Below are 21,324 nucleotides of genomic sequence, written 5' to 3' on the forward strand. Positions count from 1 at the left end.
TTCGGGGCGCCGCGGCGCCCCTTTGGTTATTCCTCGGCGACTTGCAGCACCAGCTTGCCGAAGTTCTCCCCCGCGAACAGCTTGTTCAGCGACTCGGGGAAGGTGTCGAGGCCCTTCACGATGTCTTCCTTGCTCTTCATGCGGCCGTCCTTCAGGTAGCCGGCCATCTCGGCGATCGCGATCGGGTAACGGTCGGCGTAGTCGAACACCACGATGCCTTCCATGCGCGCACGGTTCACCAGCAGGCTCAGGTAGTTCTTCGGGCCGGCGGCCGGCATGCTGTTGGCGTTGTTGTACTGGCTGATGGCGCCGCAGATGATCACGCGGGCCTTGCGTGCCAGGCGCGCCAGCACCGCATCCAGGATGTCGCCGCCGACGTTGTCGAAATAGATGTCCACGCCCTTCGGGCAGTGGGTCTTGAGGCCTTCGCGCACCGCGCCCGCGCCGGCCTTGTAGTCGATGCAGGCGTCGAAGCCCAGCTCTTTCACCACCCAGTCGCACTTGGCGGCGCCGCCGGCGATGCCGACCACGCGGCAGCCCTTGATCTTGGCCAGCTGGCCCACGGTCTGGCCCACGGCGCCGGCCGCGCCCGAGACGACGACGGTTTCGCCTGCCTGGGGCATGCCCACGTCCATCAGGCCGAAGTAGCCGGTCATGCCGGGCATGCCCAGCACGTTGAGCCACTGGGTGATGGTGCCCACGCGCAGGTCGACCTTCACGAGGCCGTTGCGCTTGATCTGGTCCTGCGGGATCAGCATGTATTCCTGCACGCCGAGCGTGCCGTACACGGTGTCGCCCACGGCGAACTGCGGGTTCTTCGAGGCCACCACGCGGCCGATGCCGCCGGCGCGCATCACCTCGTCGATGGCCACGGGCGGGATGTAGCTCTTGGCGTCGTTGAGCCAGCCGCGCATGGCGGGGTCGAGCGACAGCGACAGCGTCTTGACCAGCACGCCGCCCTCGTCGGGCTGGGCCACGGGCTCGGTGCTGAAGCGCCAGTGCTCGCGCGTGGCCGTGCCCTCGGGGCGCTTGGCAAGACGGACCTGGTGGTTGGTGAGGGCGCTGCTCATGGTGTCTCCTTGATGGGTGAATGTGCCGGGCATCGGCGACGCAGCCGCATCGTAGTCGCGGGCCAAGACCCCGCGCGTAGCGCAGGCGACAGCCCGCGCGCCCCTCCGGGCACCCTGCTATGGAAGCAGGAGCAGCCCGTACGCCGCCGCCGTGGCGACGCCCAGCACAGCCGCCACGGCGCCGACGCGCCGCGCCCAGCCGGGCCGGTAGCTCACGAGGCCGACCACCACGAGCGCGGCGGCCGTGAGCGCGCCCAGCCACAGCACCCAGCCCATGGCGGGCCCGCGCAGCCGGAGTGCTGCGACCAGCGAGAGGAGAAGCAGCGCCGCACCGCCCAGCTGCTGCCAGGGCCGCGACGGGCCCGGCGTGCGGCCGCGCCCGTGGGCGTCTTCGTAGTGACGGTCCATCGCCAGGCTCAGCGTGACGAAGCCGCCGAGCGCCGACGCGAACAGGGCGCACACCAGCGCGAAGGTGCTCATGGGCAGCACCTCCGCGCCGGAAGCCCCGCCCTCACCGGACGACGAAGCTCAGCGTGGCGACGTGGCGCGTCTGCGTGTAGGGCTTGCCGTCCCAGCTGCCCTTGCCGTCCTTGTCGGTGTGGTTCACCTCGACCACGTACTGGCCGGGCCAGGGCGTCTGCAGCGTGACCTGGCCGGCGTCGTCCGTGGTGAACTTCTTCTCCCACTTGGGCGGGCCGAACACGACCACCTCGGTCTTGGGCAGCGGCTTGCCCGCGAGCAGCAGCGTGAAGCTGTTGCTGTTGGCGGCCTGCGGCACGAGCTCGAGCGTGTGGCGCGCGACGGTTTCGGTGCGGCCGGTGCGTGCCTGGTACAGGCTCGCCACGCCCTTGTCGCTGACGTAGGCACCCACGAGGCGCGCGTCGCCGCTGGCGTCGGCCTTGACCACGAAATGGTCGGCATGGCGCGTGGCGGGCGTCTGCTTGCCGTCGGCGGCGATGCCGCGCGGCGCGCTGACCAGCTTCAGGTGGCCGGCCTCGGTCTCGCGCAGGTCGTCGGCCCATTCGCCGAAGTAGGCCTTGGCCTCGCCGCCCGCGGCGGGCTCGAGCCAGACGAAGTGGGCGTGCGCGGCGCCCGAGAAAACGAACGCGGCTGCCGCGAGGGTGGCAAGGGAGAACAGGGGTTTCTTCATGGTCGATGCTCCAGGGTTGATTGATGGTTGAGACGGAATGGAAGGCTGCTTGTTCAGAACTTGGCGCGCAGGGTCAGGCTCACGTTGCGCGGCTCGCCCCAGAACACGCTGTCGTAGAAGCCCACGTTGCGGTAGTACTTCTTGTCGAAGACGTTGCGGATGTTCAGCTGCGCCGTGACGTTCTTGTTGATCTCGTAGCTGGCCATGAGGCTGAACACCGCGTACGCCTTCTGCGAGATGCGCGGCAGCGGGTCCTTCATGCTGAACAGCGGCGGCTGCCCATACCACGACTCGCCGTAGATGCCGCTTTGCGCCGTCATGTCGCCGCCGACCTTCAGGCCACGCCAGGCGCCACTGAAGCGGTAGGCGGTCGACAGGCGCAGCAGGTGCTTGGGCTGGTTGGGCACGGCACGCGCGCCCTTGGCGGTCTTGGCATCCAGGTACGTGTAGCCGGCGGCCACGTTCCAATCGGGCGTGATCTGGCCCGACACGTCGAACTCCAGGCCGCGCGCCGTCACGCCGTCGCCGCTGGCCACGTAGGCCTGGCCGCCGTCGGGCAGGCGAAAGCCCGCGGGCACGCTGCGGTCGAGCTCGGCCAGGTTCTTCTTCTTGACCTGGAACACGGCGGCCGACGCATTGAGCGCGCCGCCGAAGTACTCGCCCTTCAGGCCCAGCTCGGCGCTGGTGCCGGTCTCGGGCGTGAGGTACTGGTCGTTGCGGTCCTTCGAGGTCTGCGGGCGGAACAGCGTGGTGTAGCTCGCATACAGCGAGTGCTGCTTGTCCAGGTCGTAGACCGCGCCGACATACGGCGTGACCTCGTCCTTCGACTCCGACTTGCCCGTGGTGCGCGTGTACTGCTGCGCCGTGTTGTAGGCGTGCGTGTAGCTGCGGTAGTTGCTCACGCGCGCGCCGACGATCACGCTCAGCGGGTCGGTGATGCTGAAGCGGCCCGCCACGTAGCCGCCGTTGAGCTGCGTGAAGCCCACGGTCCTGGAGCCGTCGGCCAGGAAGATCGGGCGCGGGATGTTGCCGGTCCACGTGCGGTAGTCGGGAATGGCCTCGGGGTACGGGATCACCGGCGTGCCGCCCTGCGAGGTGTAGGTCTGGTTGCCGCCGTTCCATCCGGCGATGAAGGTGTGGCGCCGCCCGAACAGGCTGAAGGGGCCGGTGGCGTACAGGTCGAAGTTGTCGTTGACGTACTCGCCCTCGCCCCACACGCCGCTCCACAGCTTCATGCCCTGGCCGGTGAAGCGGTTGGGGTAGCCCGCGCCGCCGTTGGCCACGGTGGTGTTGTTGGTGCTGGTGGTGCGCGCATAGCCCAGGTGCACTTTCCAGTCGTTGTCGAAGCGGTGCTGCAGCGAGACGAAGGCCGTGTGCTGCTTGTTGGCCCAGGTGCTCCACGGCGCGCTCAGGCTGGTGTTGCGCGGCAGGTTGGCGAGCGTGCCGTCGTGGTTCCAGTAGGGAATGGCGCCCCAGGTCGCGCCCGAGGGCTTGTTGTCCTGGAAGTCGATGCCGGCGGTGAGCAAGGTGGAGCGCGTGAGGTCGGCCTCGACGATCACCATGCCCACGGTCTTGCGCTCGTGGTACAGGTCCATGTACGAGTCGCGGTCCTGCCAGGCCAGCGCGGTGCGCGCGCGGATGCGGCCGTCGGCCGTGAGCGGCACCGACAGGTCGACCTCGGCGCGCTTGTGGTTCCAGCGCCCGTAGCTGAGCGAGGCGCTGCCCTGGAACTCGCGCGTGGGGCGCTTGCGCACCGAGTTGATGGTGGCCGACGGGTCGCCCGTGCCGCCCATGAGGCCGGTGGCGCCGCGGATGACCTCGATGCGGTCGTACAGCACGGTGTCGGACAGCGGCGAATTCGGGCCGCGCGGCATGCCGTCGATCTGGAAGTTGTTGATCGAGAAGCCGCGCGCCGAGTAGTTCACGCGCTCGCTGTCGGCCTGCCCGACCATGATGCCGGTGGTCTGGCCCAGCACGTCGTCGATGCGGGCGCTGCCCAGGTCGTCCATGCGCTCGCGCGTGATCACGGTCACCGACTGCGGCGTCTCGCGGATCGACAGGTCCATGCGCGTCGCAGTGGAGGCCTGCTCGGCGGTGTAGGAGCGGCTGCCCTCGGTGCGGCCGCTGCGGTCGCCCGAGACGGTGACCTCGGACAGCGCCGCGCCGCTGGCGGCGGGCTGTTGTTGCTGCTGCGCGCTGACGACGCCGCAGCAAAGCAGGGCGACGAGGGCCACGGGAGACCGCCGGAAGCGGGCGCGTGAAAACGAATGCTGGTTCATGGCATGAAGAAAGGGGGCGGCCCGACCCGAAATGTCGGCAACGCCCGTTGGCAGGAGATGGCTAGCGACGCACCCGGCCGCGAAGGGACCGGCAGCGACCTGGCTGCGGAGAAAAAACGCGGTGCGTCAGTAGGTGCCGCGCAAGGTCACGAGCAGGTGGCGCGGGGCGCCGTAGAAGCTACTGCTGGTGCTGGTGCGGTAGCGCGTGTCGAAGACGTTGTTCAGCGCCACCGACACGGCAAGGTGCTTGTTGATCGGGTAGCGCGCCATGAGGTCGAGCGTGGTGTAGGCCTGCTGCGTGAAGCGCGCATGGCCCGAGGGGCCGAGGCCGGTGCTGTAGGTGTCGCTCTGCCAGTTCAGGCCGCCGCCCACGGTCAGGCCGTTGCCGATGCCCGCGATGCGGTAGCTGGTGAAGAGCTTCAGCAGGTTCTTCGGCACCTGCGTGTTCAGGCGCTGGCCGGCCGCGTCGCGGGCCACGCTGTGCGCAAAGCCGCCGCCGACCTGCCAGCCGGGCAGCAGCTCGCCGGCAATTTCGAATTCGTAGCCGCGCGTGGTCGTGCCCTTGGCGGCGCGGTAGGCGGCCGAGCCGTCGGGCGCGAACTCGTTGTCCAGGCGCACGGCGAGGTTGTCCTGCTTCACCTGGAACACGGCGGCGCTGAGGTTGAGGCGGTCGTTGTGGAACGCGCCCTTCACGCCCGCCTCGTAGGCGTGACCCTCGAGCGGGTCGAGGTAGGTGCCGCTGCGGTCCTTGCTGGCCTGCGGCTTGAAGATGCTGGTGTAGCTGGCGTAGGCCGACCAGTGCTTGTCGAGATCGACCACCACGCCCGCGTACGGCGTGACGACGCCCTTCTCGCTGCGCGCCGTGAAGGTGGCGGCACGCTGCAAAGGGACGCTGCGCGTCACGTCTTTCCAGTCGCTCACGCGTGCGCCGAGGATGACCGAGAGCGCATCGGTCGGCCGCAGCCGCACCGTGGCATAGGCGCCGGCCTGGCGCGTGGAAGTGTCCTGCCGGCCGGTCACGGGCTGGTGCGGTTGGGCCGGCAGGTCGCCAGTCCAGCTGTTGAAGTTCGCCAGCCACGGATCGAAGCCCGCCACGTTCCAGCCCGCGTACAGCGGCGCGTCGCTGTGTGTGCGCGAGGCGTTGTAGCCCAGCACCAGCTCGTGGCGCCGGCCGAGGAGCTCGAAGGGGCCGCTCGCGTACAGGTCGAATGCGTTCTGCACCGGCACCGCGTTCCAGCGATTCGTCCACAGGCCGAGCCCCGCACCGGTCGCGCGGTCCATGTAGCCGCGCAGCGCGTAGCCGATGACGTCGTCGTAGGCGCGGCGCGAGCGGTTGAAGGCGGCGTGCACGGCCCAGCCGTTGTCGAAGCGGTGGTCGAGCGCGGCGAAATACTGGCGCTGGTCCTGGTACGAGTGGGCCCAGCGCGCGGCGGCGCTGCGCGAGCGGCCGTAGTCGGCCTCGGTGCCGTCGCTGAAATGCAGCGGCAGGCCGGCGCGCGCCACGCCGTCGTTGTCGTGCCGCTGCAGCTCGAAGCCAGCACTGAGGCGCGTGCTGCGCGCGAGGTCGGCTTCAACGATGCCGTAGAACAGGCGCTTGTTCTCGTGGTGACGTTCGATCCACGAGTCGCCGTCCTGCACGGCCGCGACCACGCGCGCACGCACGCGGCCGTCGGCGGTGACGGGCCCGCCGATGTCGAGCTCGGCGCGCTGCCGATTCCAGGTGCCCGCGCTGAACGAGGCGCTGGCCTGCAGCGCGTTGCCCGGGCGCTTGCGCACGAGGTTGACGGTGGCCGCGGGCGTGCCCACGCCGTTGAGCAGGCCGGTGGCGCCGCGCACCACCTCGACGCGGTCGTAGAAGGCCAGGTCACCGGTCTGCAGCAGCCAGGTGCCGGCCTGCGGGATGCCGTCGACCTGGTAGTTCTCGACCTCGAAGCCGCGCGCATAGACGGCGTTGGCGTCGGTGCCGGCGTTGCCGCTTTGCACGAAGCTCAGGCCGGGCGCCTGGCGCAGCACGTCGCTGATCTGGCCCAGGCCCTGGTCGTCGATGCGCTCGCGCGTGAGCACGCTGACCGACTGCGGCGTCTCGCGAAGGCTGAGTTCGAGCCGCGTCGCGGTGCCGATCGCGCCGTCGGTGGTGTAGGAGCCGGTGCCTTCGGTGACGGTGCCGGTGTCGCGCCCGCCGGTGACCGTGACCTCGCTGAGCGCACCGCCCGCGGGCGCTTCGGCCTGCGGCTTCGGACCCGGTGCGCGCTGCGCCGCGACGCGCAGTGCGTAGCCGCCCGACGCACCGCGCACCGCTTCGAGGCCGCTGCCTTCGAGCAGCTGCAGCAGCGCCTCGCGTGCCGTGTAGCGGCCCTGCAGCGCGGGCGCGCGCTTGCCGCGCACGACCTCGGCATCGACGCCGAGCAGCAGCCCCGTGCGCACGGCGAGCGCGGTCAGTGCGCTGCTCAGCGGCTGCGCGGGCTGGTGCCACTCGAAGGCCGCATCGGCAGGCGGCGTTTGCGCGGCGGCCGGCACGGCGAGCAGCACCAGGCTCGCGAGCGCGAAGGCACGGCGCAGGCGATGCCAGCGCTGCGCGGTCTCGGTCGGGTCTGCGGGTCCTGTCATGGTGTGGTGAATCTCTTTTCACCACCTATGACAAGCGGGCACGGGAAACGGGTAGCGGCGCGCGCGGAAAAAGTTCGGCCGTCCGGTCACGGCGGCGCCGTGGTGGTCACCCGCACCAGCCACGGCGACAGCGTCGACACGCGCAAGCTCGGCAGCGCGCTGGCAAGCAGCGCGAGCGCGGCATCGCTCTGCTGGATCGGCAGCACGCCGGTGAAGCGCAGCGCGCCCAAGGCCTCGTCGTCGGCCAGCAGCAGGCCGGGCCGGTGCCGCCCGAGCTGGCGCAGCACCTCGGCCACCGGCGCGTCGTCGAACACCAGCCGGCCCTGCGGCCAGGCCAGGCCGCCGGGCGCGGCGGGCACGGTGTCGGTGGTGACGCCGCGGCGGTCGAAGCGCACCTGCTGCCCCGCCTGCACGTCGACCCAGCGGTCGTCGCCGCCGTCCAGCGGCTGCACGCGCACGCGCGATTCGGTGACGGTGACGAGCGTGTCGCTCGCCTCGCGCCGCACGGCATAGCGCGTGCCCAGCGCCTGCGCGCTGCCGTCGCGGTCGACCACGGCGAAGGGCTTGTCGCCGTGCGCGACCTCGACGAAGACCTCGCCGCGCAGCAGCTGCACGCGGCGCACGCTGCCGGAGAAATCGATGTCGATGGCCGAGTCGCTGTTCAGCGCGACGCGGCTGCCGTCCTCGAGCGTGAGGTGGCGGACCTCACCGGTGCCGGTGCGCTCATCCGCCAGCCAGGCCTGCCACGGCATCGCGGCGCCCGCCACGAGCAGGCAGGGCAGCAGCACGAGCGCGCCCAGCGCCTGGCGCGAGAGGCCCCGGCGCGCGGGTTGCGGCGCGGGGGTGTCGGGTGTCACCGACTCCCACATGCGGCGCATCTCGGCCAGGAGCCGCGCATGGCGCTCGTCGAGCGCGCACCACGCCGCGCAGGCGGCGCGCGTGGCGTCGTCCACGCTGTCGTCGGCGAGGGTCACGGCCCACAGCGCCGCCTCCTCGCGCAGGCGCTCGGCGGCCGCGTCAGGCATGGGCCGGGGCGTCGGCGCTTTCCGTCTCGGGCACGGCCGCGGCCATGCGGCCGTGGCAATGCGCCAGCACCTTCGCGAGGTACTGCTTCACGCGCGTCTCGGACACGCCCAGTTCGGCCGCGATCTCGCGGTACGAGCGCCCTTCGACGCGCGCCATCAGGAAGGCGGTGCGGCTCTTCACGTCGAGCTCGGTCGCCAGCAGCGCGAGCACCTGGCCCAGCAGCTCGCGCGCGCAGGCCTTGTCCTCGGCGCTCGGCGCGCAGGCGTCCTCGGCCATCAGGGCGACGGTGCGCAGCACCTCGGCCTCGACCTGCATGCGGCGAAAGCGATTGATCATCAAACGGCTCGCCACCACCTGCAGGAAGGCGCGTGGCTGGCGCAGCACCGGCTGCTGGGGCAGCTCGATGAGGTTGAGAAAGGTGTCGTGCGTGAGATCGGCCGCGGTGAAGCCGCAGCGCAGGCGGCCCAGCAACCAGCTGCGCAGCCAGCCCTGGTGGTCGACGTACAGCTGCCGGACTTCCGGATGGGACATGGTGAAGGGGCATCGCGGGCAGCGACGCAATTGAGAGTTATTCTCATTATAGATTTGTAAAGTTTGTCCTGTCCCCCGAAACGTCTCATTCCGCATGAGGCACCGCGCGGGCTACCCGTTTCCGCGCCTCGCACGTCTTAGCAGCATGACCCTCGCTTTCTTCCGCAGGGACGCCCGGTGACGGCGCCCGCTTCCCGTTCGCGCGCCGGCACACGCCTGCGCATCGCCGCCTTCGCGGCCCTGGCCCTGGCCGCCGCCGCGGTGGCCTACGTTTGGGCGAGTCCGCGCGACCCCGGCTGGGACACCGCCGTGCTGCGCCGCGGCGACATCGAAAACAGCGTGACCGCCATCGGCACGCTGCAGCCGCGCCGTTACGTGGACGTCGGCGCGCAGGTGTCGGGCCAGATCCTGCGGCTGCACGTGCAGCCCGGTGACGCGGTGAAGAAGGGCCAGCTGATGGTGGAGATCGACCCCAGCGTGCAGCAGGCCACGGTGGACGCCGGCCGCGCCTCGCTCGCGGGGCTGCGCGCGCAGCTGGCCGACCAGCACGCGCAGCACCGCCTGGCGCGCCAGCAGTTCGCACGCCAGCAGCAGATGGCCGCCGAGGGCGCCACGCGCGCCGAAGACGTGCAGACCGCCGAAGCCACGCTGGCCTCGGCCGCCGCGAAGATCGCGCACCTCGAAGCCCAGATCGCCCAGACCCAGGCCACGCTAAAGGCCGATGAAGCGCGCCTGGGCTACACGCGCATCTATGCGCCGATGGCCGGCAGCGTGGTCTCGGTGCAGGCGCGCGAGGGCCAGACGCTCAACGCCACCTACCAGACGCCCGACATCCTGCGCGTGGCCGACCTGTCGAGCATGACGGTGTGGACCGAGGTCTCGGAAGCCGACGTGCGCCGCGTGAAGCGCGACATGGCCGTGTACTTCACCACGCTCGGCGCCGACCGCCGCCGCTGGGAAGGCACCGTGCGCCAGGTGCTGCCCTCGCCGCCCGTGCCCGCGGGCAAGGGCGGCGGCGATGCGCCGCAGGCGCCAGCCGCCAGCAAGGTCGTGCTCTACACGGTGCTGTTCGACGTGGACAACGCCGACGGCGAGCTCATGCCGCAGATGACCGCGCAGGTGAGCTTCGTCGCCGCCTCGGCGCGCAACGTGGTGGTGGCGCCGCTGCCCGCGCTCACGGCCGTGAAGGGCCAGGCCGGGCGTTTCACCGCGCGCGTGCTCGGCCCCGACGGCCAGCCCGCGCCGCGCGAGGTGCGCATCGGCGTGCGCGACCGGCTCTCGGGCGAAGTGCTCGAAGGCCTGGCCGAGGGCGAGCGCCTCATCACCGGCGAGCGCGCGGCCGGCGGCGGCACGCGGAAGTTCCAGCTGTGAGTGCGACCGAGACGGACACGACCCCGCTGATCGCGCTGCACGACCTGCGCAAGTCCTACGGCGGCCACGACGGCGCGCCGGCCGTCGAGGTGCTGCGCGGCATCACGCTCGAGCTGCATGCGGGCGAGTTCGTCGCCATCGTCGGCAGTTCGGGCTCGGGCAAGTCGACGCTGATGAATCTGCTGGGCTGCCTCGACCGGCCGACCGGCGGGCGCTACCTGTTCGCCGGCCAGGACGTGGCCGGCATGGACGCCGACGCGCTCGCGCGATTGCGGCGCGAGGCCTTCGGCTTCGTGTTCCAGGGCTACCACCTCATCTCCACCGAGTCGGCGCAGGAGAACGTCGAGATGCCCGCCATCTACGCCGGCGCGGCGCCCGCCGAGCGCGCCTCGCGCGCACGCGGGTTGCTCACGCGGCTGGGCCTGGGCGAGCGGCTGGGCCACCGGCCGCACCAACTCTCGGGCGGCCAGCAGCAGCGCGTGTCGATCGCGCGCGCGCTCATGAACGGCGGGCGCATCGTGCTGGCCGACGAGCCCACCGGCGCGCTCGACTCGCGCAGCGGCGAAGAGGTGATAGCGCTGCTCGACGAGATGGCCGCCGCCGGCCACACCGTGATCCTCATCACGCACGACCGCGAGGTGGCGCAGCGCGCGCGCCGCGTGATCGAGATCCGCGACGGCTGCATCGTGTCGGACAGCGGGCGTGCGCCCGTCGAAGCGCCACCAGAGCCACTTCCGCTGCTCTCGGCCACGCACACAGCCGACGCCGCCGACACGCCGCGCGCCCTGCTCTCCGAACTGCACGAGGCGCTGCGCGCGGCCTGGCGCGTGATGTGGATCCACCGCTTTCGCACTGGCCTGACATTGCTGGGCATCGTGATCGGCGTGGCCTCGGTCATCGTGATGCTCGCGGTCGGCACCGGCTCGCAGGAGGCGGTGATGAAGCAGATCTCGCTGTTCGGCGCCGACAAGATGTACGTGGCCGCCATTCCCGACAGCGCGCGCGGGCGCGGCGGCAAGCTCACGCTGGCCGACGTCGACACCATCCGCCGCCTGCCCAACGTGCGCGTGGCCATGCCGTACATCGAGGGCTTCGTGGTGGCGCGGCGCGGCAACGTGGACCACCGCACCGAGGGCGGCGGTGCCACCACCGACTTCGAGCAGGCGCTGAAGTGGCCGACCGCGCGCGGCATCTTCTTCGACGAGAGCGACGAACAGAGCCTGGCCAAGGTCGCGGTGATCGGCGAGCGCGTGCAGGCCGCGCTGTTCGCCGACGGCACCGACCCGGTGGGCCAGCGCATCCTGCTGGACAACGTGCCCTTCGACGTGCTGGGCGTGCTCGCCGCCAAGGGCGCGGGCGGCGGCCAGGCCAGCGAGGACGAGCGCGTGATCGTGCCCTTCTCCACCGCCGCCGCGCGGCTGTACGGCAGCAACCATCCGACCTGGGTGGCGGTGGCCGTGCACGACGTCGACAAGGCCTCGGAGACGGCGGCCGAGATCGTCGAGGTGCTGGCCGTGCAGCGCCACGTGCGCGACGTGCAGGTGTTCAACCAGACCGAGTCGATCAAGGCGCGCGCGCAGACCCAGCGCACCATGACCGTGATGCTCGGGCTGATCGCGGCGGTGTCGCTGGTGGTCGGCGGCATCGGCGTGATGAACGTGATGCTCATGACCGTGCGCGAGCGCACGCGCGAGATCGGCATCCGCATGGCCACCGGCGCACGGCAGCGCGACATCCTGCGGCAGTTCCTCGTCGAGGCGGTGCTGGTCACCGTGACCGGCGGCGTCGCGGGCGTGGTGGGCGGTCTGCTCGTGGGCGCCGCGCTCATCGTGTGGAGCGTGCCGGTGATCTTTTCCCTCACGGCCATCGCGGGCGCCTTCGGCTGTGCCGTGCTCACCGGCCTGGTGTTCGGCTTCATGCCGGCCCGCAAGGCCGCCGCGCTCAATCCGGTCGCGGCCCTGTCTTCCGAATGACGACTGCCATGACGCGCCTTTTCTTCTCTCCCGCCGCGCTGGCCCTGGCGGCGCTGCTGCTCGCGGGCTGCGCGACGCCTTCCACCGATGCGCCTGCGCGCACGCCGACCGTCGCCGATCCGTGGTGGAGTGGCTTCGACAACACCGAGCTGCCGGCCTTCGTCGCCGCGGTCGATGCCGGCAACCCCGACGGCGATGCCGCCGAAGCGCGCCTGCGCCAGGCCGAGGCCCAGGAGCGCATCACCGGCGCCTCGGCCTGGCCCGAGCTGTCGGCCACCGCCGATGTGCAGCGCCAGGGCCGGCTCGGCGGCGATGCGAACGTGAGCGGCAACCGGCGCGCGCTCGGGCTCGATGCGCGTTACGAGGTCGACCTGTGGGGCCGCCTGCGCGCACAGCGCGACAGCGCCGGCGCCTCGCGACGCGCCAGTGCCTTCGACCGCGATGCGGTGCGGCTCGCGCTGCGCGCGGGCGCGGGTGCGGCCTGGCTCGAAGCGCTGGGCCTGCGCGAACGCACGGCCATCGCGCGGCGCAGCCTGGACGATGCCGAACGGCTGCTGCAGCTGGTCGAGGCCCGTGCGCGCGCGGGCGCGGCCTCGCCGCTCGAGCTTGCGCAGCAGCGCGGCATCGTCGCGTCGCAGCGGCGCACGGCCGCCACGCTGCACCAGCAGTCGCGCGCGGCGGACATCCGCATGGCGCGCTGGCTCGGCCAGGCCGGCAGTGAGGTGCGGATCGCGGCCACCAGCCTGCAGCAGCTCGCGCTGCCCGCGGTGGACGCCAGCCTGCCGGCCGACCTGCTGGCGCGCCGGCCCGACATCGCCCGCGCCGAGGCCGCACTGGCCGCGGCCAATGCGGACGTGGCGGCGGCGCGCGCGGCGATGTTCCCGACACTCACGCTGAGTGCCGGCCTCGCGGCCGCGGGCCCGCGCTTCGGCACGCTGTTCGACCACCCGGTGTACAGCCTGGCGGCGGCGCTCGCGGCGCCGGTCTTCGACGGCGGCCGGCGCGCCGCGGCGCGCGACCTGTCGACCGCACGGCGCGAAGAGCTGCTCGCGACCTACCGCGCCGCCACCGTGGCCGCCTTCACCGATGCGCTGACCGCGCTCGACGCCGTGGCCGCGCTCGACACGCAGCGCGCCGCGCAGGACGAAGAACTGGCACAGGCCGAGCGCGCGCGCACGCTCGCCGAATCGCGCTACCGCGCGGGCGCCGAGACGCTGCTCACGCTGCTCGACGCGCAGCGCACGCTGTTCGCCGCGCAGGACGCACGCGCGCAGTTGCTGCAGGCGCGCTTGCAAGCCAGCGTGGCGCTGTACCACGCGCTCGGCGGAGGTTGGTCCGCCGAAGCGGCCACGCGCCTCAGCCGAACCGCACGCTGATCTGCAGGCCCGGGTGTGCGTTGCGCACCGTGAGCCGACCACCGTGGGCTTCGGCGATGAGCCGGCACAGGTACATGCCCAGGCCGACACCGCCGGTGGCGCGCGCCCGCGCGCCGTCGGTGCGATAGAAGGGCTCGGTCAGGCGTTCGAGCTGCGCGTCGTCCACGCCGGGACCGAAGTCGCGCACCTCCAGCTCGGCACCGCCGTCGGCCGGCGCGCGCAAGCTCACGGTCGGCGGCTGCGGGGCACCGGCGCTGTAGCGCAGCGCGTTGTCCAGCAGGTTGCGCACCATCAGGCGCACGCGCATGCGGTCGACGGGCTGCGGCGCCAGGCCGTCCGCGAGGTCGAGCTGCACCGCTTGCGCGCCGGGCATCTCGGCCACGATCTCGCGCACCAGCGCAGCCAGGTCGACCGGCTCGCGCTGCAGCGCGGCATGCGGGCTCGCGAGGCGTTCGCTTTCGAGCAGGTCGCTGATCAGGTCGCGCATCTCGTTGAGGTCGCGCAGCAGCGCCTCGCGCTCGGCCTCGCCTTCGGGCGTGGCGGGCAGCAGCTCGGCGTTGAGCCGGGCCCGCGTGAGCGGCGAGCGCAGCTCGTGGCTCAGCGCCAGCAGCAGGCCGCGCTTGGCATCGAGCATGGCCTGGATGTCGCTGGCCATGGTGTTGACGCGCTGCGCGAGGTCGCCCAGGTCGTCGTTGCGGCGGATCGGAATGGGCTGCGTGAACTCGCCGCGACCGAAGCGCTGCGCGCCCTCGCGGATGTCGATCAGCGGACGCAGCAGCCGGCTCACCAGCGCGTAGGCCACCACCACGAGCAGCAGCAGCACGCACAGCGTGGTCCAGCCCGCCGCGCGCGGCGCGAGCTGCCACAGCCGGGGCGCCCAGCCGAAGATGACCTTGTGCCCGTCGGCCGTGGGGCGCACGAACCAGCGCTCGGTGGAGAACATCGACTCCTCGCGGTCGCGGTCGTAGAACCAGCCGCCGCGCGCGTGCATGTCGTTGCCGGGGTTCGACTCCCAGTTCACGGTGGGCCCGGTGATGCGGATCGTGATCGGCAGCCGGTCGACCAGCGCCTGCGCGCGCGCCGTGTCGGGCGGCGTGCCGAGTTCGGCAACGAGGCGGTCGGCGTAGTCCATCAGCATCGGCTGCGCGGCCTCGGCCCAGGTGCTGGAGAACGAACGCTTCATGCCGCCCACGAACACCGCGGCCATCACGAGCGCGAGCACCACGAACATCATCACGATGCGCACGCGCACCGAGCTGCGCCAGCGCTGCTGCATGTGCGCGTGCATGCGCGCGTGCCAGTGCCGGCGGCGCTCCTTGCCGGGGCACAGGCCTTCGTTGTCGGCGGGCACGGCGCCTGCGCGCCTGCGGGGAAATCTCATGAAGAAGGCTCGCCCGGCGCCACGGCCAGCGCGTAGCCGGCGTTGCGCAGCGTCTTGATGCAGTCGAGCGGCTCGAGCTTCTTGCGCAGCCGGCTCACCACGATGTCGACCGCGCGCGTGAAGAGTTCGGCCTCGTGGCCGCGCAGCCGGTTCAGGATGTCGTCGCGGCTGAACACCTTGCCGGGCTCGCCGGCCAGCAGCGCGAGCAGATCGAACTCGGTGCCGGTGAGCTCCACGCGCTCGCCGTGGCGCAGCACCTGGCGCCGGTCGAGGTCGATCGAGAGGCCGTCGAACACGCGCAGCTGGGCGTTGGCGGCGGCGGCCGCCGGCGCGCTGCGCTGGCGGCGCAGGATGGTCTGCACGCGCGCCACCAGTTCGCGCGGCTCGAAGGGCTTGGGCACGTAGTCGTCGGCGCCGAGTTCGAGGCCGACCACGCGGTCCATCACCTCGCCGCGCGCGGTGAGCATCACGATGGGGATGTCGCTTTCCTTGCGGATCTCGCGGCACAGTTCGAAGCCGTCCATCTCGGGCAGCATGACGTCGAGGATGGCCGCGTCGTAGTGCCCCGCACGCAGCTTGGCGATGCCCTCGCTCGGGCGCTTGGCGCTGTCGAGCGTGCAGCCGAAGCGTGCGAAGTAGGTGGTCAGCGGCGCGGCGAGGTGTTCGTCGTCGTCGATCAGCAGGATGCGCGGCATGGCGGGATTGTGCCTCCTGGCAAAGAGAGCGCGAATGGCAAGGCTTGCAATCAATCCGGCCGGCATCGCACCGTCCAGACCAGGCCGGCGCTGAGACCGGCGAGCAAAAGCACGTGGTAGACCACGTCGGGCACCGTGCGCGGGCCGATGCCTGCGACGATGGTGCCAAGACCGACCAGCGTGCCCAGCAGGGCAAAGCCCTGTCCGGCGATCGCCGCCGCGCGGGCATGCGCGGGGCGGCGCCAGGTTTCGAGCGCCGCGAGCACCAGCACGGTGGCGATCACGGCCTCGGCGGTGCGCGCCTGCGGATGCGCGTGGCCGGCCCCGAGCCAGCCACCGTGCACCGCCGACGCGGCGGCGAGCGTGAACGCCTCGCCCAGCATCACGGTGCGCGCGAGCGCGGGGCGCATCGAGGGACGCGAACGGGCCACGGCACTCACCACGGATCGGCGCGGCCGATGCGGCCGAGGTGGGTGGACGCAAAGCCCGTCGCGTACTTCAGGCCGAAGCCCAGCGCATGGTCGAGCCCGACGCGGGCCAGCCAGATCAGGCCCCCGGCCACCGCCCACGGCTGCGCCGCGAACACGCCCAGCGCCAGCAGCAGCACGGGCCCGATCAGCGCATGCGCGGCGTTGTACAGCGCCGCGCCGACGCGCGGCCCCGCGAGGTAGCCGAGCAGCGAGAGGTCGGGCGCGAACAGCCAGAGCGCGAACACGCCCCAGCCCATGCCGAACTGGGCATAGCCGACCAGCGCCACCGCGAGCACCACCGCGCCTTCGAAGCGCAGCACGGTGCGCACGCCGTCCATGGCCGGTGCTTCGGGTTCGCGGGACACCACGGAGGCGACGTGGTGCTGCGGCGCCCGCAGAGCGGGTCGATGCAGCGACACGAAGCGCGCCCAGCCCGGGGGCGAGCCGATTTCAGCCATGACGGTTCCAGCGGCGGCCACCGCGGTCCATGAAGTCACGCACCTTCTGTTGCTGGGCCGGGTTCAGGTGGTCGAAGAAATCGGCCGCGGCGGCGATGACCTCGGGGCTGCCGGTGCGCACCACGGCGGTCTTCTCTTCGATCAGGCGCGCGGCGCCGGCCTGGTCGAGCGTGTTGCCCGCGAACAGGGCCTTGAACTGCGAGCGCGGATCGCCCGAGCCGCCCGCACCGCGCATCGCCTGGCGCTGCGCCTGCAGCTTCTCGGCCAGCACGGTGAGCTTCTGCTTTTGTGCAGCGTCGAGCTCGAGCTTACTGCCGACACGCTCGACCATCTTGGCGCGGAACTCGGCGCTGTCGCCGCCCCAGCCGTGGCGGTGGCCGGCACAGCCGGCGATGCTGCCGGCGACGACGGCCAGGCCGGCGAATCCGAACAGGGTTCGTTTGATCCAGTGCTTCATGGGGTGCTCCTTCATGCGCCCCGGCGCGGGGCTGCTTCAGTGATGGACGAGGCGACGGCGGCGCCGCCCGGGGCGCCGCATCGTCGGCTCAGAGACGGTTGCCGCTGTCGCGCGCGGCGGCGGCACGCGCGTCGACGGGGTTCTGCATCGTCGAGATGACCTTGCTGTTCACGCGCGAGCCGGAGGTCACGTTCTGGTCGGGTGCGGCGGCGGTGCGCACGGCTTCGGCGATGACGCGGGCGCGGTCGGTCGACACGGCCACGGTCTCGGGGCCGCGCGAACCGCGCACGACGTTCTGGTCGGGGGCGGCGGCGGCACGCACGGCTTCGGCGTTGACATCGGCGCGGCTCATGGCCGACACGGGCGCGTGGACGCCCTCGTAGCTTTCAGCCTTGGCGCCGGCGGCGGCGAGCATGGCGAAGGAACCGACAGCGATGAGCTGCGCGAGGGAGAAGGACGACTTGACGATCATGATGCAGGCCTTTCTTTCAGGGGTTGGAAGAGGAGACCTGATGGTGCGCGTCAAGGCGCGGCGAGTCCTTTCACGCCCGTATCGCCGTATTTCGGTTTGTTTCGTTCGGCCCGCAACCCACCGTTTTCACGGTGCATCACGAAGACAAAGGTATGCGAAAGCGCGGGCTCAGCCCGCGAGCGCCGCGGCGGGATCGTCCGCGTCGAGCACGCCCTGCGCCCAGGGCTCGAGCTTGCCGGTGTCGGCGCGCAGCACTTCCTGCTTCACGGCGAGGATGCGCGAGGGGTGCATGGAGAAGCTGCGCAGGCCCAGGCCCAGCAGCAGGCGCGTGAAGGCGACATCGCCGGCCATCTCGCCGCACACCGACACGCCCTTGCCCTGGCGGCGACACTCGGCGATGGTGTCGGCCACGAGCTTGAGCACCGCGGGGTGCGCGGGGTCGTACAGGTGGGCGACGGCCTCGTCGGCGCGGTCGATGGCCAGCGTGTACTGGATCAGGTCGTTGGTGCCGATCGACAGGAAGTCGAAGTGCTTCAGGAAGGTCTTGAGCGTGAGCGCGGCGGCCGGAATCTCGATCATGGCGCCGAGCTTGACCGGGCCGTAGACCGCGCCGCGGTTGTCGAGTTCGGCGCGCGCGAAGTCGATGAGCGACAGCGTCTGGCGGATCTCGCTGGCGTGTGCGAGCATCGGAATGAGCAGGTGGATCTCGCCGTGCGCCGCCGCGCGCAGGATGGCGCGCAGCTGCGTGAGGAACATCGCCGGATCGGCCAGGCTCCAGCGGATGGCGCGCAGGCCGAGCGCGGGGTTCAGGTGCTCCTGCTTGCTGCCCGATTTGCCGTCCAGCGGCTTGTCGGCGCCCACGTCGATGGTGCGGATGGTGACGGGCATGCCCTGCATGCCCTCGACCGCGCGCTTGTAGGCCTGGTACTGCTCTTCCTCGTCGGGCAGGCGCGTCTGGCGCGCCGAGTTCTCGCGGCCCATGAAGAGGAATTCGCTGCGAAAGAGGCCCACGCCCACGGCGCCGGCCTTGACGGCGCCGGCCGTGTCCTCGGGCATCTCGATGTTGGCCAGCAGGTCGACGCGCTGGCCGTCGAGCGTGACGGCGGGCTTGTGGCGCAGCCGCGCGAGCCGCCCGCGCTCGAGGTCGCCCTGGCGCTGCTTGAAGCCGTACTCGGCCAGGATGATCGGCGACGGGTCGACGATCATCACGCCGGCCTCGCCGTCGATGATGACCCAGTCGTCCTGGCGCACCAGCTGGCTCGCGGAGCGCGCACCGACGATGGCCGGGATGTCCATGCTGCGCGCGACGATGGCGGTGTGCGAGGTGCGCCCGCCCACGTCGGTCACGAAGCCCGCGAACACGCTCTTCTTGAACTGCAGCATGTCGGCCGGCGAGAGGTCGTGCGCAATGAGCACCAGCGGCACGTCGAAGCCGTCGCCCGCGGTGGGGTCGTCGTCCTCGTCGTCGTGCGCGGCGGCGGCGCGCTTGCGCCGCGGCGGGCTCGGCGCGAGCACGGCGGCCGTGCCCTTCATGCGATGCAGCATGCGCTCGACCACCTGTTCGAGGTCGGCCTTGCGCTCGCGCAGGTACGGGTCTTCCATCTCGTCGAACTGGCGCGCGATGATTTCAAGCTGCGTGGTCAGCGCCCATTCGGCGTTGTACAGCCGCTCGCTGATCCAGTGCTTCACCCCGCCGCTGAGCACGTCGTCCTGCAGCAGCATCTGGTGCACCTCGAGCAGCGCCGCGAGCTCGTGCGGCGCGTCGTTCGGGCCCATCTGCGCCACGCTGGCCTGCAGCTTGGTGAGCTCGTCGGCCACCGCATTGCGCGCGGTGCGCACGCGGTCGATCTCGGTCTCGATCTCCTCGGGCTTGATGAAGTAGTGCGCCACGTCGATGCGGCTGGACACGACCAGCACCGCGCGGCCGATGGCAATGCCACGGGCGACCGGGAGACCGTGGACTGCGAAGGTCATGCGCGGGTCCTTATTCGCCTTCGCCGAACTTGTCGTCCATCAGTTGGACGATGGCGTTCATGGCTTCATCTTCCTGCGGGCCGTTGGTCTCGAGCTCGACGGTCACGCCGAGGCCGGCGGCCAGCATCATGACGCCCATGATGCTCTTGGCGTTGATGCGGCGGTCGCCGCGCGACAGCCACACCTCGCAGGGGAAGCTGCCGGCGAGCTTGGTCAGCTTGGCCGACGCGCGTGCGTGCAGGCCCAGCTTATTGCTGATGGTCACGGATTTCTTGATCACTGTGCTTTCTTTTCGCCTGGTTCTGGGGAGCCGCCACCGCCACCTGCATCACGCCGGCGGTGCCGCCCGCGAGGGCCCGCTGCACCAGGGTGTCGAGCGGTTCGTGGCGGTAGGTGACGGCGCGCAGCAGCATCGGCAGGTTGACACCGGCCACGAGCCGCGAGCGCACGCCGTCCACCAGCTTCTGCGCGACGTTGCAGGGCGTGGCGCCGAACACGTCGGCCAGCACCAGCACCTGCGAGCGCGGGGCATGCAATTGCTGCGCGAGCGTGATGCGCGCGGCGGCCAGCGTTTCCTCGGGCGACACGTTGGGCAGCACGTCGAGGGCCACGACCGCCTGTTCGCAGTCGGGGAACACATGCAGCGCGCACTGCCGCAGCGCCTGTGCGAACGGGGAGTGGGCAATGATGAGGATGCTGTTCATGCGGCTCGGAGGACGACGCGTCGATTATGCGGGGGCGCCCAAAGGAAGTAGAGACATCGAGGACACAACGCGGCAGCCGGGGAAAGCGGCCATGGCGGGCGCGTGGCCGGGATGTCGGTTTGCGCCGCGGCAACAGCTATGAAAACGATAGCTGGCCCGCGCATCGCGGCCTGTCGGCCGGCCCCTGCTCATGGCAGGCGCAGGCCCTCGAAGAAGGTCTTGGTCGCCTCGGGCGAGGACGGCCGGCCGAGCACGGTGGCCTGGTAGAGCGACACGCTGCCGTCTTTCTGCGACTGCGCAAACCAGAGCACCTGGACCGGCGCCACGCCCTGCTGCGCCGATTGCCCGTCGAGCCGCCACGGTGCGGGAACGGCCGTGGCGCGCGGCAAGGTGGCCGGCCCCTGGATCACCTGCGCGATGCCCAGCTGGCCGTGCGTGGCCGTGCGCCAGGCCGTGAGCCAGGCCTCGGCCTGCGCCGGGCTGGTCGCGGCGGCATGGGCCACGGCGAAGGTCGCGCCGCCGGCTTCGCAGCCGGTCATGTCGACCTGCACCGACTCGGCACCCAGCGGCACCGCGCGCTGGGCGCGGTCGGCCTTGCAGGGCAGCAGCGCGACCAGGCCGGCGTCGGCGATCGGCACTTCGCGCCAGTTGAAGGTGGGGCTGCAGGCGCCCAGCACGGCGGCCAGGGCCAGCACGGGCCAGGAGGGGGAAGGAAGCGAGGGCATCGGAGGACGATTATCGAGCGGCCTTCGGGGAATGAAGCGCGTGCGCCGGCGCGTTCCGGCACGCGGAACTAAAATCGCGCCGCCTCTCTCATTCAGGTGCCCATGAAAAAATACATCGCTGCCGCCGCCGTCGTGATCGCCTTGGCCGCCGGCGTGGGCGTGTACCTCGGTTCGGGCAGCACCACCGCCCCGGCCTCGACCTTCGTGCTGCTCGACGGCACCACCAAGAGCACGGCCGACCTGAAGGGCAAGGTCACGCTGGTCAACTTCTGGGCCACGAGTTGCGTGACCTGCGTGGCCGAGATGCCCAAGGTGATCTCGACCTACGACAAGTACAAGGCCCAGGGCTACGACACGCTGGCGGTGGCCATGAGCTACGACCCGCCGAGCTACGTCGTCAACTTCGCCGAAACCCGCAAGCTGCCGTTCAAGGTGGCGATCGACAACACCGGCAGCGTGGCGCAGGCCTGGGGCGACGTGAAGCTCACGCCAACCACCTTCATCGTCAACAAGAAGGGCGAGATCGTGAAGCGCTACGTGGGCGAGCCCGACTTCGCCGAGCTGCACAAGCTGATCGAAAAACTCCTGGCCGAGGCCTGACCTTC

21 protein-coding genes are annotated in these 21,324 nt (G+C 71.3%); 4 read left to right on the plus strand and 17 right to left on the minus strand.

The window, feature by feature from the left end; translation table 11 throughout:
• Positions 1-26: 26 nt before the first annotated feature.
• From ACAM52_RS31050 to ACAM52_RS31080, 7 genes are all read right to left on the minus strand, one after another.
• Positions 27-1,070 carry an NADP-dependent oxidoreductase gene (locus tag ACAM52_RS31050; protein ID WP_369645443.1) on the minus strand — a complete coding sequence of 348 codons (1,044 nt, stop codon included), beginning with the start codon at positions 1,068-1,070 and terminating at the stop codon, positions 27-29.
• A gap of 117 nt (positions 1,071-1,187) precedes the next feature.
• Complete coding sequence (locus tag ACAM52_RS31055) at positions 1,188-1,550, minus strand: DUF3325 domain-containing protein (RefSeq protein WP_369645444.1); 363 nt, start codon at positions 1,548-1,550, stop codon at positions 1,188-1,190.
• 31 nt (positions 1,551-1,581) lie between these two features.
• Positions 1,582-2,220, minus strand: a complete 639-nt coding sequence (locus ACAM52_RS31060; protein WP_369645445.1) for a DUF4198 domain-containing protein — start codon at positions 2,218-2,220, stop codon at positions 1,582-1,584.
• 53 nt (positions 2,221-2,273) lie between these two features.
• On the minus strand, positions 2,274-4,454 hold the full coding sequence (locus ACAM52_RS31065; protein ID WP_369645446.1) for a TonB-dependent siderophore receptor: 2,181 nt from the start codon (positions 4,452-4,454) through the stop codon (positions 2,274-2,276).
• Positions 4,455-4,625: 171 nt separating this feature from the next.
• A complete protein-coding gene (locus ACAM52_RS31070; protein WP_369645447.1) occupies positions 4,626-7,106 on the minus strand; it encodes a TonB-dependent siderophore receptor in 2,481 nt (826 codons plus the stop codon).
• Between the two features lie 86 nt (positions 7,107-7,192).
• Positions 7,193-8,131: a FecR domain-containing protein gene (locus ACAM52_RS31075; RefSeq protein ID WP_369645448.1), complete on the minus strand. Its 939-nt coding sequence runs from the start codon at positions 8,129-8,131 to the stop codon at positions 7,193-7,195.
• Entirely contained in the window at positions 8,124-8,663 is a 540-nt protein-coding gene (locus ACAM52_RS31080) for a sigma-70 family RNA polymerase sigma factor (RefSeq protein ID WP_174543711.1), read from the minus strand. The genes ACAM52_RS31075 and ACAM52_RS31080 overlap by 8 nt, the downstream gene beginning before the upstream one ends.
• 309 nt (positions 8,664-8,972) lie before the next feature.
• Here ACAM52_RS31080 and ACAM52_RS31085 point away from each other — a divergent pair, with 309 nt between their 5' ends.
• Genes ACAM52_RS31085 through ACAM52_RS31095 form a run of 3 tightly spaced genes read left to right on the plus strand, consistent with a single transcriptional unit; the run spans position 8,973 to position 13,383 of the window.
• On the plus strand, positions 8,973-10,034 hold the full coding sequence (locus ACAM52_RS31085) for an efflux RND transporter periplasmic adaptor subunit (RefSeq protein WP_369647809.1): 1,062 nt from the start codon (positions 8,973-8,975) through the stop codon (positions 10,032-10,034).
• The gene (locus tag ACAM52_RS31090; RefSeq protein ID WP_369645449.1) at positions 10,031-12,007 is read left to right on the plus strand and encodes a MacB family efflux pump subunit; all 1,977 of its coding nucleotides are present in this window, start codon (positions 10,031-10,033) and stop codon (positions 12,005-12,007) included. The genes ACAM52_RS31085 and ACAM52_RS31090 overlap by 4 nt, the downstream gene beginning before the upstream one ends.
• A gap of 8 nt (positions 12,008-12,015) precedes the next feature.
• Entirely contained in the window at positions 12,016-13,383 is a 1,368-nt protein-coding gene (locus ACAM52_RS31095; protein WP_369645450.1) for an efflux transporter outer membrane subunit, read from the plus strand.
• On the opposite strand, the gene ACAM52_RS31100 is transcribed toward ACAM52_RS31095, so the two are convergent.
• From ACAM52_RS31100 to ACAM52_RS31145, 10 genes are all read right to left on the minus strand, one after another.
• Complete coding sequence (locus ACAM52_RS31100) at positions 13,364-14,764, minus strand: sensor histidine kinase (protein WP_369645451.1); 1,401 nt, start codon at positions 14,762-14,764, stop codon at positions 13,364-13,366. The genes ACAM52_RS31095 and ACAM52_RS31100 overlap by 20 nt on opposite strands.
• A complete protein-coding gene (locus ACAM52_RS31105) occupies positions 14,761-15,459 on the minus strand; it encodes a response regulator transcription factor (protein WP_062478915.1) in 699 nt (232 codons plus the stop codon). Before ACAM52_RS31105 ends, ACAM52_RS31100 begins: the two co-directional genes overlap by 4 nt.
• Before the next feature lie 50 nt (positions 15,460-15,509).
• Positions 15,510-15,890, minus strand: a complete 381-nt coding sequence (locus ACAM52_RS31110) for a hypothetical protein (protein WP_369645452.1) — start codon at positions 15,888-15,890, stop codon at positions 15,510-15,512.
• Positions 15,891-15,895: 5 nt separating this feature from the next.
• Positions 15,896-16,387 (minus strand): DUF4260 domain-containing protein, encoded by a 492-nt coding sequence (locus tag ACAM52_RS31115; protein WP_095747040.1) that lies wholly within the window; start codon positions 16,385-16,387, stop codon positions 15,896-15,898.
• Entirely contained in the window at positions 16,380-16,844 is a 465-nt protein-coding gene (locus ACAM52_RS31120; protein WP_159279625.1) for a Spy/CpxP family protein refolding chaperone, read from the minus strand. The genes ACAM52_RS31115 and ACAM52_RS31120 overlap by 8 nt, the downstream gene beginning before the upstream one ends.
• Before the next feature lie 88 nt (positions 16,845-16,932).
• Positions 16,933-17,316, minus strand: a complete 384-nt coding sequence (locus ACAM52_RS31125) for a DUF4148 domain-containing protein (RefSeq protein ID WP_307588248.1) — start codon at positions 17,314-17,316, stop codon at positions 16,933-16,935.
• 168 nt (positions 17,317-17,484) lie between these two features.
• Positions 17,485-19,290, minus strand: a complete 1,806-nt coding sequence (gene ptsP / locus ACAM52_RS31130; RefSeq protein ID WP_095950137.1) for a phosphoenolpyruvate--protein phosphotransferase — start codon at positions 19,288-19,290, stop codon at positions 17,485-17,487.
• Positions 19,291-19,300: 10 nt separating this feature from the next.
• The gene (locus ACAM52_RS31135; protein ID WP_062478901.1) at positions 19,301-19,570 is read right to left on the minus strand and encodes an HPr family phosphocarrier protein; all 270 of its coding nucleotides are present in this window, start codon (positions 19,568-19,570) and stop codon (positions 19,301-19,303) included.
• A complete protein-coding gene (locus tag ACAM52_RS31140; protein ID WP_062478898.1) occupies positions 19,539-19,994 on the minus strand; it encodes a PTS sugar transporter subunit IIA in 456 nt (151 codons plus the stop codon). Before ACAM52_RS31140 ends, ACAM52_RS31135 begins: the two co-directional genes overlap by 32 nt.
• 188 nt (positions 19,995-20,182) lie before the next feature.
• Positions 20,183-20,719: a hypothetical protein gene (locus ACAM52_RS31145; RefSeq protein ID WP_369645453.1), complete on the minus strand. Its 537-nt coding sequence runs from the start codon at positions 20,717-20,719 to the stop codon at positions 20,183-20,185.
• Between the two features lie 102 nt (positions 20,720-20,821).
• On the opposite strand from ACAM52_RS31145, the gene ACAM52_RS31150 reads away from it, so the two are divergent.
• Complete coding sequence (locus tag ACAM52_RS31150; protein WP_369645454.1) at positions 20,822-21,319, plus strand: TlpA disulfide reductase family protein; 498 nt, start codon at positions 20,822-20,824, stop codon at positions 21,317-21,319.
• Positions 21,320-21,324: the final 5 nt, after the last annotated feature.

It is taken from the genome of Variovorax sp. V118 (assembly GCF_041154445.1).
In the GTDB taxonomy this organism is placed as follows: domain Bacteria; phylum Pseudomonadota; class Gammaproteobacteria; order Burkholderiales; family Burkholderiaceae_C; genus Variovorax; species Variovorax boronicumulans.

Coding starts and splice junctions, on each gene's coding strand:
- ACAM52_RS31050 (WP_369645443.1), bottom strand. CDS start 1,070: ATGAGCAGCGCCCTCACCAACCACCAGGTCCGTCTTGCCAAGCGCCCC.
- ACAM52_RS31055 (WP_369645444.1), bottom strand. CDS start 1,550: ATGAGCACCTTCGCGCTGGTGTGCGCCCTGTTCGCGTCGGCGCTCGGC.
- ACAM52_RS31060 (WP_369645445.1), bottom strand. CDS start 2,220: ATGAAGAAACCCCTGTTCTCCCTTGCCACCCTCGCGGCAGCCGCGTTC.
- ACAM52_RS31070 (WP_369645447.1), bottom strand. CDS start 7,106: ATGACAGGACCCGCAGACCCGACCGAGACCGCGCAGCGCTGGCATCGC.
- ACAM52_RS31075 (WP_369645448.1), bottom strand. CDS start 8,131: ATGCCTGACGCGGCCGCCGAGCGCCTGCGCGAGGAGGCGGCGCTGTGG.
- ACAM52_RS31080 (WP_174543711.1), bottom strand. CDS start 8,663: ATGTCCCATCCGGAAGTCCGGCAGCTGTACGTCGACCACCAGGGCTGG.
- ACAM52_RS31095 (WP_369645450.1), top strand. CDS start 12,016: ATGACGCGCCTTTTCTTCTCTCCCGCCGCGCTGGCCCTGGCGGCGCTG.
- ACAM52_RS31100 (WP_369645451.1), bottom strand. CDS start 14,764: ATGAGATTTCCCCGCAGGCGCGCAGGCGCCGTGCCCGCCGACAACGAA.
- ACAM52_RS31105 (WP_062478915.1), bottom strand. CDS start 15,459: ATGCCGCGCATCCTGCTGATCGACGACGACGAACACCTCGCCGCGCCG.
- ACAM52_RS31115 (WP_095747040.1), bottom strand. CDS start 16,387: ATGGCTGAAATCGGCTCGCCCCCGGGCTGGGCGCGCTTCGTGTCGCTG.
- ACAM52_RS31120 (WP_159279625.1), bottom strand. CDS start 16,844: ATGAAGCACTGGATCAAACGAACCCTGTTCGGATTCGCCGGCCTGGCC.
- ACAM52_RS31125 (WP_307588248.1), bottom strand. CDS start 17,316: ATGATCGTCAAGTCGTCCTTCTCCCTCGCGCAGCTCATCGCTGTCGGT.
- ptsP (WP_095950137.1), bottom strand. CDS start 19,290: ATGACCTTCGCAGTCCACGGTCTCCCGGTCGCCCGTGGCATTGCCATC.
- ACAM52_RS31140 (WP_062478898.1), bottom strand. CDS start 19,994: ATGAACAGCATCCTCATCATTGCCCACTCCCCGTTCGCACAGGCGCTG.
- ACAM52_RS31145 (WP_369645453.1), bottom strand. CDS start 20,719: ATGCCCTCGCTTCCTTCCCCCTCCTGGCCCGTGCTGGCCCTGGCCGCC.
- ACAM52_RS31150 (WP_369645454.1), top strand. CDS start 20,822: ATGAAAAAATACATCGCTGCCGCCGCCGTCGTGATCGCCTTGGCCGCC.